The 18879-nt window shown below is 54.2% G+C and carries 15 protein-coding genes; 1 reads left to right on the forward strand and 14 read right to left on the reverse strand.

Features of this window, described 5'->3' with window-relative positions; genetic code table 11:
- Positions 1-165: 165 nt before the first annotated feature.
- The 14 genes from Q8W24_RS13350 to leuC form a co-directional block, all read right to left on the reverse strand.
- A complete protein-coding gene (locus Q8W24_RS13350; protein ID WP_303434554.1) occupies positions 166-1380 on the reverse strand; it encodes an O-succinylhomoserine sulfhydrylase in 1215 nt (404 codons plus the stop codon).
- A gap of 117 nt (positions 1381-1497) precedes the next feature.
- On the reverse strand, positions 1498-3024 hold the full coding sequence (purF, locus tag Q8W24_RS13355; RefSeq protein ID WP_303434553.1) for an amidophosphoribosyltransferase: 1527 nt from the start codon (positions 3022-3024) through the stop codon (positions 1498-1500).
- A 12-nt stretch (positions 3025-3036) separates the two neighbouring features.
- The gene (locus Q8W24_RS13360) at positions 3037-3540 is read right to left on the reverse strand and encodes a CvpA family protein (RefSeq protein WP_303434552.1); all 504 of its coding nucleotides are present in this window, start codon (positions 3538-3540) and stop codon (positions 3037-3039) included.
- A 179-nt stretch (positions 3541-3719) separates the two neighbouring features.
- Entirely contained in the window at positions 3720-4505 is a 786-nt protein-coding gene (locus Q8W24_RS13365) for an SPOR domain-containing protein (protein ID WP_305475602.1), read from the reverse strand.
- Positions 4490-5821 (reverse strand): folylpolyglutamate synthase/dihydrofolate synthase family protein, encoded by a 1332-nt coding sequence (locus Q8W24_RS13370; RefSeq protein WP_305475604.1) that lies wholly within the window; start codon positions 5819-5821, stop codon positions 4490-4492. Before Q8W24_RS13370 ends, Q8W24_RS13365 begins: the two co-directional genes overlap by 16 nt.
- A gap of 32 nt (positions 5822-5853) precedes the next feature.
- Positions 5854-6657: a tryptophan synthase subunit alpha gene (trpA, locus tag Q8W24_RS13375; protein ID WP_303434549.1), complete on the reverse strand. Its 804-nt coding sequence runs from the start codon at positions 6655-6657 to the stop codon at positions 5854-5856.
- Positions 6658-6671: 14 nt separating this feature from the next.
- Positions 6672-7919, reverse strand: a complete 1248-nt coding sequence (gene trpB / locus Q8W24_RS13380) for a tryptophan synthase subunit beta (protein WP_370693334.1) — start codon at positions 7917-7919, stop codon at positions 6672-6674.
- On the reverse strand, positions 7891-8544 hold the full coding sequence (locus Q8W24_RS13385; RefSeq protein ID WP_305475619.1) for a phosphoribosylanthranilate isomerase: 654 nt from the start codon (positions 8542-8544) through the stop codon (positions 7891-7893). Before Q8W24_RS13385 ends, trpB begins: the two co-directional genes overlap by 29 nt.
- Positions 8545-8619: 75 nt before the next feature.
- Positions 8620-9444: a tRNA pseudouridine(38-40) synthase TruA gene (gene truA / locus Q8W24_RS13390; RefSeq protein ID WP_303434548.1), complete on the reverse strand. Its 825-nt coding sequence runs from the start codon at positions 9442-9444 to the stop codon at positions 8620-8622.
- Positions 9445-9447: 3 nt separating this feature from the next.
- Positions 9448-12969: a FimV/HubP family polar landmark protein gene (locus Q8W24_RS13395; RefSeq protein ID WP_305475605.1), complete on the reverse strand. Its 3522-nt coding sequence runs from the start codon at positions 12967-12969 to the stop codon at positions 9448-9450.
- Positions 12970-13220: 251 nt separating this feature from the next.
- Complete coding sequence (asd, locus tag Q8W24_RS13400) at positions 13221-14339, reverse strand: aspartate-semialdehyde dehydrogenase (protein ID WP_303434546.1); 1119 nt, start codon at positions 14337-14339, stop codon at positions 13221-13223.
- Between the two features lie 124 nt (positions 14340-14463).
- Positions 14464-15540, reverse strand: a complete 1077-nt coding sequence (leuB, locus tag Q8W24_RS13405; protein ID WP_305452410.1) for a 3-isopropylmalate dehydrogenase — start codon at positions 15538-15540, stop codon at positions 14464-14466.
- A 99-nt stretch (positions 15541-15639) separates the two neighbouring features.
- A complete protein-coding gene (leuD, locus tag Q8W24_RS13410; RefSeq protein WP_303434544.1) occupies positions 15640-16284 on the reverse strand; it encodes a 3-isopropylmalate dehydratase small subunit in 645 nt (214 codons plus the stop codon).
- Positions 16285-16298: 14 nt separating this feature from the next.
- The gene (leuC, locus tag Q8W24_RS13415) at positions 16299-17717 is read right to left on the reverse strand and encodes a 3-isopropylmalate dehydratase large subunit (RefSeq protein WP_305475607.1); all 1419 of its coding nucleotides are present in this window, start codon (positions 17715-17717) and stop codon (positions 16299-16301) included.
- Between the two features lie 183 nt (positions 17718-17900).
- Between leuC and Q8W24_RS13420 the strand changes: the two genes are divergently transcribed.
- Positions 17901-18776 (forward strand): LysR family transcriptional regulator, encoded by an 876-nt coding sequence (locus tag Q8W24_RS13420; protein WP_305415545.1) that lies wholly within the window; start codon positions 17901-17903, stop codon positions 18774-18776.
- The last annotated feature ends 103 nt before the right edge of the window (positions 18777-18879 follow it).

The raw sequence follows: 18879 nt of genomic DNA on the forward strand, positions 1-18879 counted from the left end.
CGTCATTTCGCTGCATTCGTCGCCTTGCTCTGAACAACGGCAACACTCGCGCAGAGCCGTGCAGGATTAAATAGATGCCCCCAATAGTTATTCCGCTACGCCATTCTGCAACATCTGGGCATAAAAAAACGGGGCCGCAGCCCCGTCTGTGTGACCAGGATGCCGTCAGAGTGAATCCAGTCCTCGGGCCAGATCCTTGCGAATGTCGTTCACATTCTCCAGACCAACCGCAACACGAATCAAGCCTTGGGTAATACCAGCCGCCAGCCGCTCTTCTTCTGCCAAACGCCCATGGGTCGTTGTACCCGGATGCGTAATGGTGGTTTTGGCGTCGCCCAGGTTGGCGGTGATGGAAATCATGCGGGTGGCATCAATCACTTGCCAGGCTTCTTCACGTCCGCCATCCACTTCAAACGACAATACGCCACCCGGCAGACTTTGCTGCTGCTGGATCAGGTCATACTGCGGATGGGATGCCAGGCCACAATAGTTGACCTGTTTCACCTTCGGATGCTGTTGCAACCAGTTGGCCAGGATAGTGGCGTTTTCACTGTGGGCTTTCATGCGCAGGCTGAGTGTTTCCAGCCCCTTGGTAAAGACCCAGGCATTAAACGGGCTCATGGTTGGACCCGCGGAACGCAAAACACCAATCACGGGTTCAATCAGTTCGTGGCTGCCCAGTACGGCACCACCCATGCAACGGCCCTGGCCATCGATGTATTTGGTGGCGGAATGCACCACCAAATCGGCCCCCAACGCCAGCGGTTGCTGGATCACCGGGGTACAAAAGCAGTTGTCCACCACCAGCAGGGCATTGGCGTCACGGGCCACCTGCGACAGTGCAGCGATATCTGCGACTTCAACCAGTGGGTTGGAGGGAGACTCCAGGAAAAACAACCGGGTTTCCGGCTTGCAATGTGCTGCCCAATCGTTGACATCAACCGGATTCACATAATCGATAGCAACGTTGAATTTACGCAGGAATTTTTCAAACAGAACGATGGTGCTGCCAAACACACTGCGAGAGCACAGGACATGATCCCCCGCTTTCAAATGGGCCAGCGCCGCCGCATAAATAGCTGCCATACCGGAAGCCGTTGCAGCACAGGCTTCTGCCCCTTCCATCGCCGCCAGGCGGTCTTCGAAGGTGCGTACCGTCGGGTTGGTATAACGGGAATAGACGTTACCCGGGTTGTCTCCGGCAAAACGTGCTGCGGCTTCTGCGGCCGAGCTGAACACATAGCTGCTACTCGGGAAGATCGCTTCGGAGTGTTCGTTTTCCTGGGTCCGGTACTGGCCCGCACGAACCGCCAGGGTTTCCATTTCACAATCGGTCAGATCCGATTGATAAGGGGCCAACAAGTCGTGAATATCATTCATCAGGTTTCTGCCTTTTCTATGGCTTAAAAACATGGCCTAAAAACGCAACAGGGCAGCGGAGGCTGCCCTGTTATACAGATTCGGTTCAGGTGTCAGGCACCTGTAATACCGAAATAATCAGGATTCTGCCTCGTTGTGCAGGTCAATCGCTACGTTGTTGGCACTGGCGGCCTTGCGGCCTCCCTTGGAGGAATCGCTGCGCAAGTCGGACAGGCGCTGGAAATAATTGTCATCAATATCGCCGGTGACGTATTCACCGTTGAATACCGAACAATCAAATGCTTTCGCAGCCGTTTTGCTGCCTTCCAGACATGCACTGATCAGGTCATCCAGTTCCTGGTAAATCAGCCAGTCAGCCCCAATGGCCGTTGCAATTTCATCGGTGGTACGGCCGTGCGCAATAAACTCTTCCTTGGCCGGCATATCAATCCCATAAACATTGGGATAGCGTACCGCAGGGGCGGCCGATGCAAAATACACATTGAGAGCACCGGCATCCCGAGCCATCTCAATAATCTGCTCGCACGTGGTGCCCCGGACAATGGAGTCATCGACCAGCAGGACATTCTTGCCGCGAAATTCCAGCTCCAGTGCGTTGAGCTTCTGACGCACGGATTTCTTGCGCTGCTGCTGCCCTGGCATAATGAAGGTACGGCCGATATAGCGGTTCTTCATAAAGCCTTCGCGGTACTTGACGCCAAGCCGATTGGCCAGTTCCTGCGCCGATGAACGGCTGGTATCCGGAATCGGTATCACAACATCGATATTGTGATCCGGCTGCTCCCGCATGATTTTTTCCGCCAGTTTTTCCCCCATCCGCAGGCGCGCCTTATACACCGCGATGCCATCCATAATGGAGTCCGGGCGGGCAAAGTATACCTGCTCAAACAGACACGGCGTCAGACAGGCGTTGTCAGCGCATTGCTGGGTGAAAATCTCACCGGCTTCGGTCATGACAACACATTCACCGGGTTCAACATCTCGCTCAAGCTGAAATCCCAGGGCATCCAGCGCGACGGATTCCGATGCCACCATGTACTCAGGGCCGGTATCGGTATCACGACGGCCATAAACAGCCGGACGGATACCATTCGGATCACGAAAGGCCACCACGCCATAACCACAGATCATGGCGACCACTGCGTAACCACCACGAACACGCTCATGCACACGACGCACCGCCCGGAAGATCATTTCCGGAGTGGGCACCAGCTGCTTTTGTTCTTGCAGTTCGTGAGCAAAGATATTCAACAGGACTTCAGAGTCTGATGTGGTATTGATATGCCGCAGATCTTCACGGTAGAGGTCTTGGGCCAGATCGGTGGTGTTGGTCAGATTGCCGTTATGTGCCAGTACGATGCCGTAGGGCGAGTTCACATAGAATGGCTGGGCTTCCGCCGAGCTGGAACTGCCTGCCGTCGGATAACGTACGTGACCAATGCCCATACGACCAATCAGTCGCTGCATATGGCGGGTACGAAATACATCTCGTACCAGGCCATTATCTTTCCTTAGATAAAACTTTCCCTGATCACTGGTGACAATGCCTGCCGCATCCTGGCCGCGGTGCTGTAGCACCGTCAACGCATCATAAATAGACTGGTTGACATGGGTCTTGGCGACGATACCCACAATTCCGCACATTCGCGTATTACCTCAGAAATCAGACGGGATAGAGGACATCACCCGGTTCGCTGCGCCTGGCAACGTATTACGCGCCCAGTCTGCCAGCACTTCCAGGTGAGGAATAAACATTGATTGCTGCCACCAAGGGTCTTTCGGCACCATGGTAAGCTGCAACCCATAAACAATCGCGACCAGAACAACCAGTCCACGGATACAGCCAAAGACCATACCGAGGATACGATCAGTGCCACTCAATCCGGTCAGACGCACCACCTCGACAATCAGGTGGTTGACCATGGCACCAATAGCCAGTGTGCCCAGAAAGAGCACGACAAATGCGGCGATCCAGCGTAATGAATTGGTTTCAATATAATCAGTCAGGAGCGTGGCCAGATTACCACTGAACATGCGGGCAACCACAAACGCCCCAATCCACACAGCCAGCGACAAGGCTTCCCGGACGAAACCGCGTTTAAGGCTGATCAGGCTGGAGATTCCCAGCACCGCCAATATTACCCAATCAACGACGGCCATCTTGCTCTCGTAGCAGACTCAAAGAAGCGCGCAGTATAGGGTTTAGCATGGATTTCGACAACTGGAGAGACCGGCTTGTGGGCATTTTGCGCCAGCGAAAGCAGAAAAAATTCTATCTCCCGTAGCAATCAAGCCGCATGAATCGCTCTTGAGACAATCATTCATGGGCCAGCCTGGCGTTAGCGCGCCATAAAACGTTTGATGCGAAGGTCCGAGCGCTGCAGCTTTTTTTCCAGCTGACTACGCAGTGTTTCAGCCTGCTGTTGTTGTAGCTCCGGGCCAGCAAACACACGGGTCAGACCATCATCATCGGTACGGGCAAAGGCCTTGAAACCCTGCTGACGTATCGTATCCCGGAAGCCCATGGCATTGTCAGCGCTAGAAAAAGCGCCCAACTGTACTACCCAGGCATAGGGCAAGCCACTGTCGTCGAGATGGCCTCGATCCGGCTGCTTCCTGACCGCCGCAGGGATCATGTCATCCAGCCCGGCCAGGACATCGCTATCGGCTTGCCCGGTTTCCGCTGCAACGGGCTTGGCCGTTTGGGCAGGCGTAACAGCCGGCGTGGCCGTGGATGCCGCTACGGTATTGGCACCCGTCACCGGCTCACCATGACCCGCTGCGGTTCCTTGTTGCGCCGTTGCTGCCGCTGTTTTTGCTGTTTGTTCTGTACTTGCTGTTGCTGTACTTGCTGTTGCCGTACCCGTTGGTTCCGTCGCCGCGGTACCGGGTTGTGGCGTCAGCAACTGGGCCGCCGCCTCACCACTGGCCAGCTGTTCCAGATCAATACGAATACGCTGCTGGTTCTGGACTTCCGTCCAGTCCGGCATATCAGGCATGGGCGGCATATCCTGATCGATCGTTAGCCGCTGGCTGGAACCATCGATCACAATCGGCACGGCGATACCCAGTGCCAGCACAGTGACAACGGCCCCGAGAATACGTTTGTTCAGATGCTTTTCCATACATACTCTCCGCTTTTTTGCTGGGCATGAATGTATGTCAATGCCTGCTCAACGGTATAGAAAGACCCAACAACCAGCCAATGCTCATCAGCAGTGGCCGTTTGTTGCCAGTGCTCCAGGGCATCACGAACCCTTGTACAAGCTGTCACCTCAACGCCGCTGCCTTGCGTCACCACGGTGTGGAAGCGCAGTGCCAGTCCGGCAACATCCAGTCCCCGCGGGCAATCAAGTCCGGCCAGCGTCCACTGCGTGGTATCGGGTAATGCCTGCACCACCGCTTCTACCGGCTTGTCGGCCAGCATGGCCAGCAGAATGCCATCCACCTCTTGCTCTCGGGTGGCCAGATACGCAGCGGCCTGTTCATTATGAGCAACATCCAGCGTCAGTCTGAGTTGTCGTCCATCCGGACACAGGCACTGCCAGCCCTGCAAACGGCCAGGAACCCGCAGGCGCTTGAGGGTTTTGACCACTTCCACTTCAGGCATCAAATGGCCAACCGCTGCCAGCGCCTGTACTGCAGTGGCGATATTGGCCGCCGGAATAAATCCGCGCGGCAATACCCACGACATCGAGGTATCCTCATCCGGACACGGCAGAAAGCGCAGATTCAGAACCGCCTCGCCCCCTTGCACACACTCAGTGATATCAAAGGCTTCGCCCCGCCCCAGCCATAAACCTTCAGCCGCCTCTACCGTCGTGCGAGCACGCTCAGGAGGCATGGGCTGACCACAGACCAGATAACGGTCTGGCCGGACAATGGAGCATTTTTCATAGGCGATAACATCGAGGTCGTTACCCAGCCAGGCTTCGTGATCCAACCCGATACTGGTGACGACCGACAAGTCGGCGTCCACTACATTGACGGCATCCAGACGCCCGCCCAAGCCAATCTCCAAGACACAGGCATCGAGATTCTGTTGTTTGAACCAGGCCAGTGCAGCCAGGGTGCCAAATTCAAAATAGGTCAACGCGATACCTTGACGCGCCTGTTCAACCAGTGCAAATGACTGGCACAGATCCGCATCCGATATATCGTTGCCGTTTACCGACACACGCTCGTTGTAGCGCAGAATATGCGGCGAATTATAACAACCGACCGAAAATCCCTGACGTGACAACAAGGCACTCATCAATGCTGAGGTTGTGCCTTTACCATTGGTGCCTGCGACCAGTATCACCAGCCCGGCCGGGTGCAAGCAGCCCAACCGTTCTGCGACCGTACGGACGCGGTCGAGGCCCATATCAATTTCAGCAGGATGCACCGACTCCAGGTGCTCGAGCCAACGCTTGACGTTCCAACTGCTGAAGTCAGCCATCCTGAATATCCTTCTTGGTTACGACCGGGTTATTACTGATCCATCGCGCTGCGCATTTCCTGCATCAGCGCGGCGACCAGACGTTGAGCTTCGGCGGGGTTGGTGGCATTGTCGGCGATACGGTTAACGATCGCACTCCCCACAATCACGCCGTCGCACACGGCCGATACGGCCGCGGCTGTGGTGCCATTCTGAATACCAAAGCCCACCCCTACCGGGATAGACACGTGTTGGCGAATCCGTTGCAAGTTACGTTCAACATCGTCGACATCCAGGGCTTTCGAGCCAGTCACGCCTTTTAGCGAGACATAATACACATAACCACTGCCAGCCTGGCCAATGGCTTCGATACGCTCATCGGTCGTGGTCGGTGCAATCAGGTACACCATATCCAGACCCGCACTTTTGAAGATGGCGTCAACATCAACGGCTTCTTCCGGTGGCAAGTCGACCAGCAGCACACCATCAACACCGGCAGTCACCGCTGCTGTTACAAAGGTGTCATAACCCATGGCTTCGACCGGATTCAGATACCCCATCAGCACCACCGGGGTCGTGCTGTCAGTAGTGCGGAATTCCGCCACCATCGCCAGTACATCACGTAACGAGGTGTTATGTTCCAGCGCCCGCTCACAGGCCAATTGAATGGTCGGGCCATCCGCCATCGGATCGGAAAACGGCACCCCCAGCTCAATCAGGTCACAACCGGCGTCCACCAGTGTGTGCATCATGGGAACGGTGGCGTCCTTTTGTGGATCACCGGCAGTGATATAGGGAATCAAGGCTTTTTTGCCCGTGGTTTTCAAGGCAGCAAACAAACTAGCTATACGAGACATATCGAATTCCGTCCTTATGCAGTCACGCCATCAAGAGTGGCAATGGTATGAATGTCCTTGTCACCACGACCGGACAGGTTGACCACAATCACCTTGTCGGAAGGCATGGTGGCTGCCAACTTCATCGCAAAAGCGACGGCATGGGATGACTCCAGTGCCGGCATAATGCCTTCCAGCTGTGTCAGCTTGTGGAATGCCTCAATGGCTTCGCTGTCTGTAGCGGCGACATACTGGGCACGGCCAACATCTTTCAACCAGGAGTGCTCAGGGCCAACTCCGGGGTAATCCAGACCGGCAGAGATCGAGTGTGTCCCCATGATCTGGCCGTTGTCGTCTTCCATCAAATAGGTGCGATTGCCATGCAAAACGCCAGGACGCCCTTTACTCAAAGGTGCGGCATGGTCATCTCCTTCCAGCCCCAGTCCACCCGCTTCAACGCCATACATGGCTACTTCCGGATGCTTGATATAAGGGTAAAACATGCCGATGGCATTGGAACCACCACCCACACAGGCCACGACTGCATCTGGCTGACGGCCAATCTGTTCCTGGCTTTGCGTTTGGGTTTCACGGCCGATAACAGACTGAAAATCCCGCACCAGCATTGGGTAAGGATGCGGCCCAGCCGCAGTACCGATAATATAGAAGGTGTCGTCCACGTTGGTCACCCAATGACGCATCGCTTCGTTCATCGCGTCTTTCAGGGTTTTGGTACCGGATGTGACCGATTCCACCTCAGCGCCCAGCAGCTTCATGCGATAGACATTCAGCTTTTGACGCTCAACATCCGTCGAGCCCATAAAGACTTTGCATTCCAAGCCGAAACGGGCAGCGACGGTGGCCGAGGCCACACCGTGCTGGCCAGCACCGGTTTCAGCAATAATCTTCTTTTTGCCCATAAACTTGGCCAGTAATGCCTGACCAATGGTGTTGTTGATTTTATGGGCACCGGTGTGGTTCAGATCTTCCCGCTTGAGGAAAATACGCGCCCCGCCACAGTGGTCGCTCAATCGCTCGGCGTAATACAACGGCGACGGGCGGCCAACATAGTGCGCCAGGTCGTGATCAAACGCTTTCTGGAAATCTTCATCATCACGCAGTTTCAGATACGTTGCTTGCAACTCATCCAACGCCGCGGTCAGGGTTTCAGAGACAAAACGGCCGCCGTAAATACCAAAGTGGCCGCGCTCATCGGGCAGATTAGCGTCTAATACCGCAGCATGTGCGTTTTGTTCAGAAGTTGTGTTGTTCGTAGTTGACACGATACACCTCATTCATAAATGCCTGAATCTTGCTGGCATCCTTGATGCCTTTGTTTCCGGGACCATTGGCCTCAACGCCACCGCTGACATCCACTGCAAAAGGATGTACATCGCGAATAGCGGTTGCCACGTTATCGGGAGACAGGCCACCAGCAAGAATAATGGGTTTGTTTAAATCGTCTGGCACCAGCGACCAATCAAAGGTTTCGCCAGTACCACCCGGAACACCGGGTTTGTAGCTGTCTAGCAGCAGAGACAAGGCACCTGGGAAGCGCACGCACGCCTCCACCATATCCGACGCTTGCCGAACACGGACTGCCTTGATATAGGGGCGGTTGAATTGTTGGCAAAAGCCATCGTCTTCGTCACCGTGGAATTGAATAAGGTCGATTCTAACGACATCCAGAACGCTTTGCACTTGTTCAGAAGTCGGATTCACAAAAAGAGCGGTTACCGTAACAAACGCCGGAACCATAGCCACAATAGCAGCCGCTTGCGTAATATCAACCGCTCTCGGACTGGGTGGGTAAAACACCAGGCCAATGGCATCGGCCCCGGCATTCACAACCGCCAGAGCATCTGCTGCACGGGTAATACCACAAATCTTGGCACGTGTACGGGTCATGGGTAAGGTCGGCATCAGCAAGCTCCTGCATAAATCCGGCGATGGTAGCAGAAAACAGGCCTGCAAAGGTCTGGTTCAGCCGTCAGTCAACGCCAGTACAGGCTCTAACAGTAACGGACCAAAGGGCTGGCTGGGAATATCAAATTGCTCCGGGTAACGTACCCCAACAAAATGCAAACCATCCCCTGGGGCTGTCACTCCGGCGGCCAGGCGGGATTTGGCTTCAAGTACCTCGGTCATCCATTCGACCGGCTGATGGCCCTCGCCAATAGGAATCAGGCAGCCAACGATATTACGCACCATATGGTATAGAAAGGCGCTTGACTCCAGCTCCAGCATAATCAGATTACCCCATTGCCGTACTTCGATACGGTGCATGGTTTTGACTGGGGTTTTGGCCTGGCAATCCTTGGCCCGGAAAGAAGAAAAGTCGTGCTCACCCAACAACAACTGGGCAGCCTGATGCATACGGTCGGCATCCAACGGATAACGCCACCAGGTTAACTGCTCATATTGCAGTGCCTGACGGTATTGGCTGTTGTTGATCAGGTAACGATAACAACGGGCCTGGGCTTTGAAACGGGCGTGAAAATCCGTATCGACCTGGCCAATCCACTGCAACGAGATCTGGGCTGGCGTATTGGTGTTAATCCCCATTAGCCAACCATAATCACTGCGTTTGGAAGTGGTATCGAAGTGGATAACCTGACGGGTTGCATGCACACCGGCGTCGGTACGCCCTGCACAGGCAATCTCAACCGGGTGATTGGCGACCTTGGAGATAGCCGCCTCAAGTGCGGCCTGAACCGTGGGTTCATTGTGGTGTTTCTGCTTCTGCCAACCGTGGAAACAAGCGCCGTTGTATTCCACGATGGCAGCATAACGATAGGTATCAGACATGGATCAGGTCAGCGAATCCAGCAAGTTCTGGGCTTCCTGCTTCTGATGGTCGCTACCTTCCTGAACAATTTCGCCCAGCAGTTCCTTGGCACTGTCGGACTCACCCATATCAACGTAGGCTCGTGCCAAATCCAGCTTGGTGTCGTTGGCATCAGTACCGGACAAGTAGGCAAATTCATCTTCTGTTTCTGCCAGTTCATCCAGGTTGATCGAGTCTGCGGTGAATGATGGAATATCCATCTCGTCAAGACTTTCACCGGCTGGCTCTTCTGGTGCTTCTTCCAGGTCGGCCAGTTCCGGCAGCGCTTCAGATTCCAGATCAAACGTTAATTCTTCGAGATCATCCAGAGGTGGCAATTCATCCTCTGCGGCGTCCTCTTCCACGGCGGCTACTGGCAGTTCTGTTTCCGTAACGGCTTCCAGTTCCGGTATATCGTCAAGGTCGCCCAACTCTGGCAAGTCTTCCAGTGTTTCTGGAGCACTGTCAGCGCTGGCCTCGTCTTCCAGCTCGGCCAGGTCAAAATCATCGAGCTCCATATCCAGCTCAGACAACTCATCCACGGCTTCTTCTGCCGCATCGTCAGACCCAGCGGCTTCAGCCTCTGCGAATTCTTCCAGCTCGCCCAGTTCCGGCAACGCCAGTTCATCATCACTGTCGTCGCTGTTGACCAGCATTCTGGCACCAGACAGGTCTTCTTCGCTCAACTTGGGCAGGTCTGTCATCGCATCCAGCGAATCCAGTTCCGCTTCCAGGCTGTCGAGGTCAAACTCCATCAGGTTATCGTCTGTCAACTCTTCAGCACTATCGCTGGCACTGGTGGCTTCTGTCGCCGATGCCAACATTTCCAGTTCATCATCAGCAACCGCGTCGTCGTCGGCTTCCACAACTGGAAGGTCAAAACCGCTGCTTTCTTCATCGTCAGCCGTTGAGCTGTTATCTTCCTCTACTTCCAGCTCTGGGATATCCAGCTCAGGAACGTCGAATTCCAGTACGTTGTCATCGCTGCCGTGATCAGTATCCGCCAGGCTTTCTTCTTCAACCTCGCCCAGTTCTGGAACATCCAAGCCATCCAGATCAAATTCCATCACGTTATCATCCGACAGCCCGGCAGATGCGTCGCTTTCCAGAGGCTCTTCTGACAGCTCGGCCAGCAGGTCGTCTGACACATCAAAATCCATCAGATTGTCGTGTTCTGGCTCACTGACTTCTGTTTCCGGCTCGGCAGCCAGTTCTTCACTACTGTCTTCAAAGGCAGAGAGATCAAATTCCACACCCTGGTCGTCGGCAGAAATCGTGATCTCGTCGGTATGGTGCTCGTCGCTATCCGCCAGGCTATCCAGTGAAAAGTCCATGCCGTTGTCATCTGCGGCCGGAAGGTCGGCTTCGATATCGTCGCCCTGATCCAGCGCGGTTTCGAAATCCATCGCATCGTCACCCAGCACAGGCATGATATCGATGCTTTCTTCCATATCCGTGACGGGAGTCTCTGCCTCTGCTGTCGTCGCAGTGTTGTCCAGTTCACTTTGAAATTCCATGTCCAGATCATCAAGCGATATACCAGACAGAGCATGGGTAGACGGTGCAATCGGATTACTCAGGCGGGAGCGGAACTGCTCTGCAAGCGTAATATCGTCATCTGAGCCGAAGCCCAACAAACGTGCTTCTTCATCGGCAAAGGCGCTGTCATCGTTGAGTTCAGCCAACACTTCCAGCAGTTTAAGGCTGAGATCCGTGCGCCCGGGTTGGGATTCTACGGCTGGAGTCAGTTTGCTCCGTGCTTCATCAAAACGGCCATAGGCAATATCGGCATCCACAGCGGTCAGTAATTCATCCGGTGCATCCAGGCTGTCGGTTGAAATATCCAGCGCATCATCATCAAACAGGTGGTCACCCAATTGCACACCGCTGTCACCACTGCTGCTGCCCTGATCGAAGTTGAAGTGGTCAAAATCCTCGCTTGGTGAAGCGGCGGCGGCCACTTCCTCACTGGCTTCCTGTAACAATGCGGCTTCCGCATCGTCATCGGCTGCTTTTTTAGCAGCCTTGCCTGCCAGGAGTTTTTTCATCAGCGAATAAATCAGAGCGATCAGCAACAACAGAACAGCCAATACGCCACCCAACATGATCGGATCCTGCAGAATGCGATCGATCATGCTTGGCGCTGGCGGTGGCGGAATCACCCGAGGTTTAGGGCGCTGCTCTGCCATTTCCGGCTTGGGTTGTTTGGGTTCAACGGCGGCAGCGGCAGTGTCCGGCTTGGGCTCTGTATCAGCACCTTCAGCACCTTCAGCACTATCGGCGACGCTCTCACTGCGCTCAATCGCGCCAGCAGCCGGAGTGGTGTCTGCTTCGCTGGCCGGTGTTGCCAGGGCACTGGTTTCATTGTCCTGGCCGGCGTTTACTTGCAGGTTGGCCAGCTGGTCGTCTTTCAGGCTGACCAGACGTTGCAGAGCTGCGATCTGTTCTTCCAGAGAGGCAAGCCGGTCTACCAGTTCGTTGTTTTCACGGCGGCTTTTATCCAGGGTTTCCAGTGCGATTGCCAGATCATTTTCCAGTGCTTCGCGGCGGCCATCACCACGACCGACAATCTCACCACTGGCACCGGCAGAACCGGATTGTTCTCCGCGGTCCGATACCAGGCGTACTTCACCACCGGTTGATGTTGCACGGGCAGATGGCGTGGTTGCTGCTCGCCCGGTTGCATCCAGTTGCGCGGTACCGGCAATTTCCTGATTCTGACGTGCCACTTCGGAAACGGCATCATCAAAACTGATGGTACGAATTTGCTCAGAGTCTGGAATACGCAATACCTGATGGGTTTTCAGGCGGTTGATGTTGCCACCGATAAAGGCATCCGGGTTCTGCTGCTGGATGGCAACCATCATTTGTTGCGGTGTAATGCGGGGATCGGGCCGGGTAGCCAGAGCAATGGCCCACAGGGTGTCATTCGGCTGTACCCGGTAAGTACCCGGTGCGCCAGAGTCACTTTGCCATTGTTCCGCATTATTATGATTTGACGGCGCAGGTCGATTGGTTGGGGCCGCTGGACGGCTGGCGGCCGCTGGCGCGCTGGCTGCACCGCCAGTAGCGGTAGCCGTACTGGTTGGTGTGGATACCAGCGGTTGATAACTTTCTTCCGCAAAAGTAGGAGGGTCGAGCAATACGGTAAACTCTCGTACGACACGGCCGGATGGCCAGTTCAACTCAACCAGAAAATTCAGAAAAGGCTCGGTAACCGAATCCCGGGTCGTCAGGACAATCTTGTCGCCCACTACCTGAAATTTTATTTTGGTAAGAAAATAGGAACGTTCGACGTTGGAGCGTTCAAAGGCTTCGGCACTGGCAAGTACCGGTTTGATTTCCCATTCAGAGAGACCTTCTGAATCGACCAGAACTATTTCGGCAGCCAGAGGCTGATTCAGCGCCGACTTGAGCGTCAACTCTCCCAGTCCCAAGGCCAGTAACTGAGTTGACACGGTCAAGCTTCCGACCAGCAGCAAGGCATTCGCAAATAGGCGCTTCATTGATGCATCCTTGGTTGTCACTTTACGGCTTTATAGCCCTGATTAATCAAAAATTTACGGATATCAAATCCGTCAGCAAGCACTAATACTGGCGGAGGATAATCAAATCCAAGTATCAAGGATAACCGGTTCTGGCGCAATCGTTGCGGCCGATATGCGTCAACAAAACTGATATGTATGAAAGGTTTATGACGTACTCGAGATGTTGCGTATGAAAAAGCGGACACTCGTCCGCTTTTATTTATCAATTTCTATGAACGGTTTAACAAAATCCGCAACATTCTGCGTAAAGGTTCTGCCGCCCCCCAGAGTAATTGATCACCAACGGTAAACGCAGAAATATATTCTGGCCCCATATTCAACTTGCGAATGCGGCCTACCGGTATATTCAGCGTGCCGGTAACGGCTGCCGGAGTTAATGCCGTCATACTGACATCACGGTCATTGGCAATGACACTCACCCACTCATTATGAGACGCCAGAATGGCTTCAATTTCGGCCACAGGAATATCACGGGTCAGCTTCATGGTCATTGCCTGACTGTGGCAGCGCATGGCACCAACACGTACACAAAGGCCATCAATAGGCACTGGATTATGCCCACTCCCCATAATCTTGTTGGCTTCTACCTGGGCTTTCCATTCTTCACGACTCTGACCGGAATCCAGTTGTGAATCGATATAAGGAATCAAACTACCGGCCAGCGGTACACCAAAATGATTTTTGGGATATTCATCACTATTGATAAATTCGGATACCTGACGATCGATATCCAGAATAGCAGTAGCGGGATTGTCGAGTTTATCGCTAACATTGGAATGAATGGCGCCCATTTGCGCAATTAATTCGCGCATATGCTGGGCACCGGAACCGGAAGCTGCCTGGTAGGTCATGGGGGCAACCCACTCCACCAGCCCTTGCTCAAACAGACCACCCAGTGCCAATAACATCAGACTGACGGTACAGTTGCCGCCGACATAGGTTTTGATGCCGTCTTCGAGGCCCTGGTCAATCACACTGGCATTGACCGGGTCGAGTACAATAATGGCGTCGTCTGCCATACGCAAAGAGGAGGCGGCATCGATCCAGTAGCCTTGCCAGCCGGTCTCACGCAAAGCGGCATACACTTTGGAGGTGTAATCCCCCCCCTGACAGCTGATAATGACATCCTGCGCTGCCAAGGCGGAGAGGTCGTAGGCATCTGCCAGTACGCCGTTATCCTTGCCACCCAGAGTCGGTGCTGTTTTGCCTGCCTGGGAGGTGGTAAAAAATTGCGGGGTAATCAGGGCGAAATCACCCTCTTCTTCCATCCGCTGCATCAGTACGGATCCCACCATACCGCGCCAACCAACCAATCCTGTTTTTAACATGTGTTTTTACCTTGTTCTTGATACAGCAAAACCGCGACAGGCGCGGTTTGCATTCCAAACGGGTATCCGGGTTATCTGACCAGTCACAGTATACCCGGACATTACCCCCGGGTATGCCGCCAGATTACAGGGCTGCCAATACGGCTTCACCCATTTCACTGGTGCTGACACGGGTCATGCCTTCCGAGAAGATATCCCCGGTACGCAGTCCCTGATCCAGCACCTTGCTGACAGCCGCTTCAATCGCATCTGCAGCGACACCTTGATCAAGGCTATACCGTAGCATCATGGCCACCGAGAGGATAGTTGCCAACGGGTTAGCAAGGCCCTGACCGGCAATGTCCGGCGCGGAACCATGACACGGCTCGTACATACCCTTGTTGTTTTTATCCAGCGAGGCAGAAGGCAGCATGCCGATAGAGCCGGTCAACATGGCGGCGGCATCGGACAGGATATCGCCAAACATATTGCCGGTAACCAGTACATCGAACTGTTTTGGAGCACGTACCAGCTGCATGGCGGCATTGTCGACATACATATGCGACAGCTCGACTTCCGGATAGTCTTTTGACATTTCTTCCATGATTTCGCGCCACAGCACGGTCACTTCCAGTACGTTGGCCTTGTCAACCGAGCAGAGCTTTTTGTTGCGCTTCATGGCTGATTCAAACGCCACTCGACCGATACGACGGATCTCGGATTCGTTATAGACGTAGGTGTTGTAGCCTTCACGCTCGCCATTTTCCAGTGTCCGTACACCCCGTGGCTGACCAAAATAAATGCCGCCTGTCAGTTCACGTACAATCAGGATATCCAGCCCGGAGACCACTTCCGGTTTCAGGGTTGAAGCATCCGCCAGCTGCGGGTACAGGATGGCCGGACGCAGGTTGCCAAACAGGCCGAGATTTTTGCGGATATCCAGCAGCCCTTGCTCCGGGCGCTTGGAGCGGTCTTCCAGCTTGTCCCATTTGGGGCCACCCACAGCCCCCAGCAGGATGGCATCTGCGGCCAGCGCCTTGTTCAGGCTGTCTTCAGGCAGCGGGAAACCGGTAGCGTCGTATGCCGAACCACCAACGAGACCATGATCAATCACCAGCCCCATGTTAAAACGACGATCGACGGCTTCCAGCACCTTGACGGCTTCCGCGACAATTTCAGGGCCAATACCATCACCTGGCAACACCAGAATTTTCTTGCTCATTATTATGTCCTGTTACTGACGGTGGCACCGGCTACCCGCCGCCACCGTAAAATTCACAACCAGCCCAGTTCGACGATCGATCCGGACCCTTGACCTGTATTAACCCGCGTTAAATAACCAGGGGGATGATTCACGGCGAGCCGCTTCGTACTGGCGAATATCGTCCGCATCCTGCAAGGTCAGCCCGATATCATCAAAACCATTCAGCAAGCAGTATTTACGGAAAGCATCCACCTCAAATGGAATATCCTGGTCATCAGGAGTCAGAATCAACTGTTTTTCCAGATCGATGGTCAGCGCATAGCCTTCGCTGCCGGATACCGCCTTGAACAGGCCATCCACAACCGCTTCTGATAATACAATCGGCAGCAAACCATTTTTAAAACAATTGTTGTAAAAGATATCGGCGTAACTAGGGGCAATCACCACGCGGAAACCAAAATCTTCCAGTGCCCAGGGCGCATGCTCACGACTGGAGCCACAACCGAAGTTTTCCCGTGCAATCAACACGGAAGCCCCCGCGTAACGCGGCTGGTTCAAAACAAAATCGGGGTTTAATGGCCGACCGCTGTTATCTGCATCCGGCTGGCCTTCGTCCAGGTAACGCAATTCGTCAAACAGGTTAGGGCCAAAGCCACTGCGTTTGATCGATTTCAGAAACTGCTTCGGTATGATCATGTCGGTATCGACATTGGCCCGGTCCATTGGCGCTACGATGCCGGTGTGTACAGTAAATGCTTTCATGCTATTTCTCCGGATCAGAATTCGCGAACGTCAACAAAATGGCCTGCAACAGCAGCGGCAGCGGCCATTGCCGGGCTGACCAGATGCGTCCGGCCGCCATACCCCTGACGACCTTCAAAGTTGCGGTTAGAGGTGGAAGCACAATGCTCACCGTTACCGAGCTTGTCAGCATTCATTGCCAGACACATGGAACACCCTGGCTCACGCCATTCAAAACCGGCCTCGATAAAAATCTTGTCGAGTCCTTCCTGCTCAGCCTGGGCTTTCACCAGACCAGAACCCGGAACGACCAGCGCTTGCATAACGCTGCTGGCTACCTGACGGCCTTTGGCAATGTCAGCGGCCTGACGCAGATCTTCAATACGGCTATTGGTACAAGAACCAATAAAGACCCGATCCAACTTGATGTCGGTAATTTTCTGACCAGCTGCCAGCCCCATATAGGCATAAGCCCGTTCAAAACCGGCACGTTGGGCACTGTCGCGCGCGTCGTCCAGAGTCGGGACGGTTGCATCAATGGTGGTGACCATTTCTGGCGAGGTTCCCCAGGTCACTTGTGGTTTGATGTCTTCCGCACGAATCTCAACGACCTTGTCAAACACGGCATCGTCGTCAGACACCAGGTCTTTCCAGGCCGCCATGGCCATATCCCATTGCGCGGCTGTCGGCGCGTAAGGGCGACCCTTGACGTACTCCGCCGTAATTTCATCAAAGGCCACCATGCCCACACGGGCACCTGCCTCAATGGCCATGTTGCACATGGTCATACGGCCTTCCATGCTCATTGAGCGAATGGCAGAGCCACCAAATTCCATCGCACAGCCATTACCGCCAGCCGTACCGATAATACCGATGACGTGCAATACCACGTCTTTACCCGTAATGCCTTTGCCTAACTCGCCGTCTACCTTGATCAGCAGATTTTTCATCTTGCGCTGGATCAGGCACTGGGTCGCCAGTACGTGCTCAACTTCCGAGGTGCCAATACCATGTGCCAAAGCCGCAAAAGCGCCGTGGGTCGCAGTATGTGAGTCACCACACACAACGGTCATGCCCGGCAAGGTAGCTCCCTGCTCCGGACCCACAACGTGCACGATGCCCTGACGCTGGTCTTTCATCTTGAATTCGGTAATTCCGAATTCATCACAGTTGCTGTCCAGTGTGACGACCTGGATCTTGGAAACAGGATCAACAATACCGTCCACTCCGGATTCACGCTCGACGGCGGTGGTGGGTACATTGTGATCCGGTGTCGCCAGGTTGGCATCCAGCCGCCATGGTTTACGCCCGGCAATACGCAGGCCTTCAAACGCTTGGGGTGAGGTTACTTCGTGTAATAACTGACGATCGATATAGATCAGAGCGGTGCCATCGTCACGCTCTTTGACGACATGCTGCTGCCAGAGTTTGTCATACAATGTTTTACCGGCCATGGTGGCTCCTTATTGGAATTCTCTGTCGACTGGTGTGCTTTCACGGTCCCCGCCCTTTGTATGTGGACGATTGCGTTATGGTACTCACTCTGATAAACAACACAAATTCATTCTTTTTCTATATTGAATTCCTAACAGGAATACCTTGCCAGCCATCAAGCCGGAGACACCATCGGAGGCATTATGGACAGCCAACAACTGAAAGCTTTTTTGGCCGTTGCCCATCACCGGTCCTTTTCACTGGCCGCGGAACAGTTGTTCCTGACACAGCCCGCAGTCTCCAAACGTATCCATCAACTTGAACAGCAGCTGAACAGCCCACTGTTTGATCGTCATAACCGTTCTATCAGCCTGACGGAGTCCGGTCAGCGGCTATTGCCAAAAGCCCGAGATATTCTCGAATTAATGAATGATACCCAGGTACAGATCAGTAACCTGACCCATTCGGTTGAAGGCACATTAAGCATGGCCACCAGTCACCATATTGGCCTGCACAGAATCCCGCCTTTTTTGAAAGCCTTTGTACGACAATATCCGGCGGCCCAGCTGGATATCCGCTTTCTCGGTTCAGAAGATGCCTATCAGGCGGTAGAGCAACGTCAGGTAGAATTGGCTCTGACAACATTGGATAAACGTCAGCCGGATAAAATAACCGCCATCCCGCTGTGGCAGGATGATATGGTCTGCGTCTGTGCCCCCGGCCACCCGCTCGCACAGCAACAGGTCACTCTGGCCAGCCTGGCGGAGAATGCCGTTATTTTGCCAGAGCCAGATACCATTACCTACCGGGTGGTAGATGCAGCCTTCCGGGAGGCGGGGCTGACTCTGGAAACCCGGATGCCGACCAATTACCTGGAAACCATCAAAATGATGGTGGGCGTTGGGCTTGGCTGGTCAGTGCTTCCGTCCAGCATGGTCGACGAACAACTGTCAGTTCTGCCCTGGCCCGGTGTACCGATGACCCGCTCTCTCGGCGTGATCCACCTGACCAATCGTACTCTGTCGAATGCCGCCAGCGCCCTGATTAGCCTGCTCAGTAACAACAATCCTGACGCATGACATCATGACACAAGGCACCAGGGCGTAAGCTGAAAACATAAACGATCAATACCAACAAGAAGCTTGGCTTCTGCCTTGACGGTCTGTCACGGTATGATCGCTG

This window comes from Oceanobacter sp. 4_MG-2023 (genome assembly GCF_030689165.1).
In the GTDB taxonomy this organism is placed as follows: Bacteria; Pseudomonadota; Gammaproteobacteria; order Pseudomonadales; family Oceanobacteraceae; genus Oceanobacter.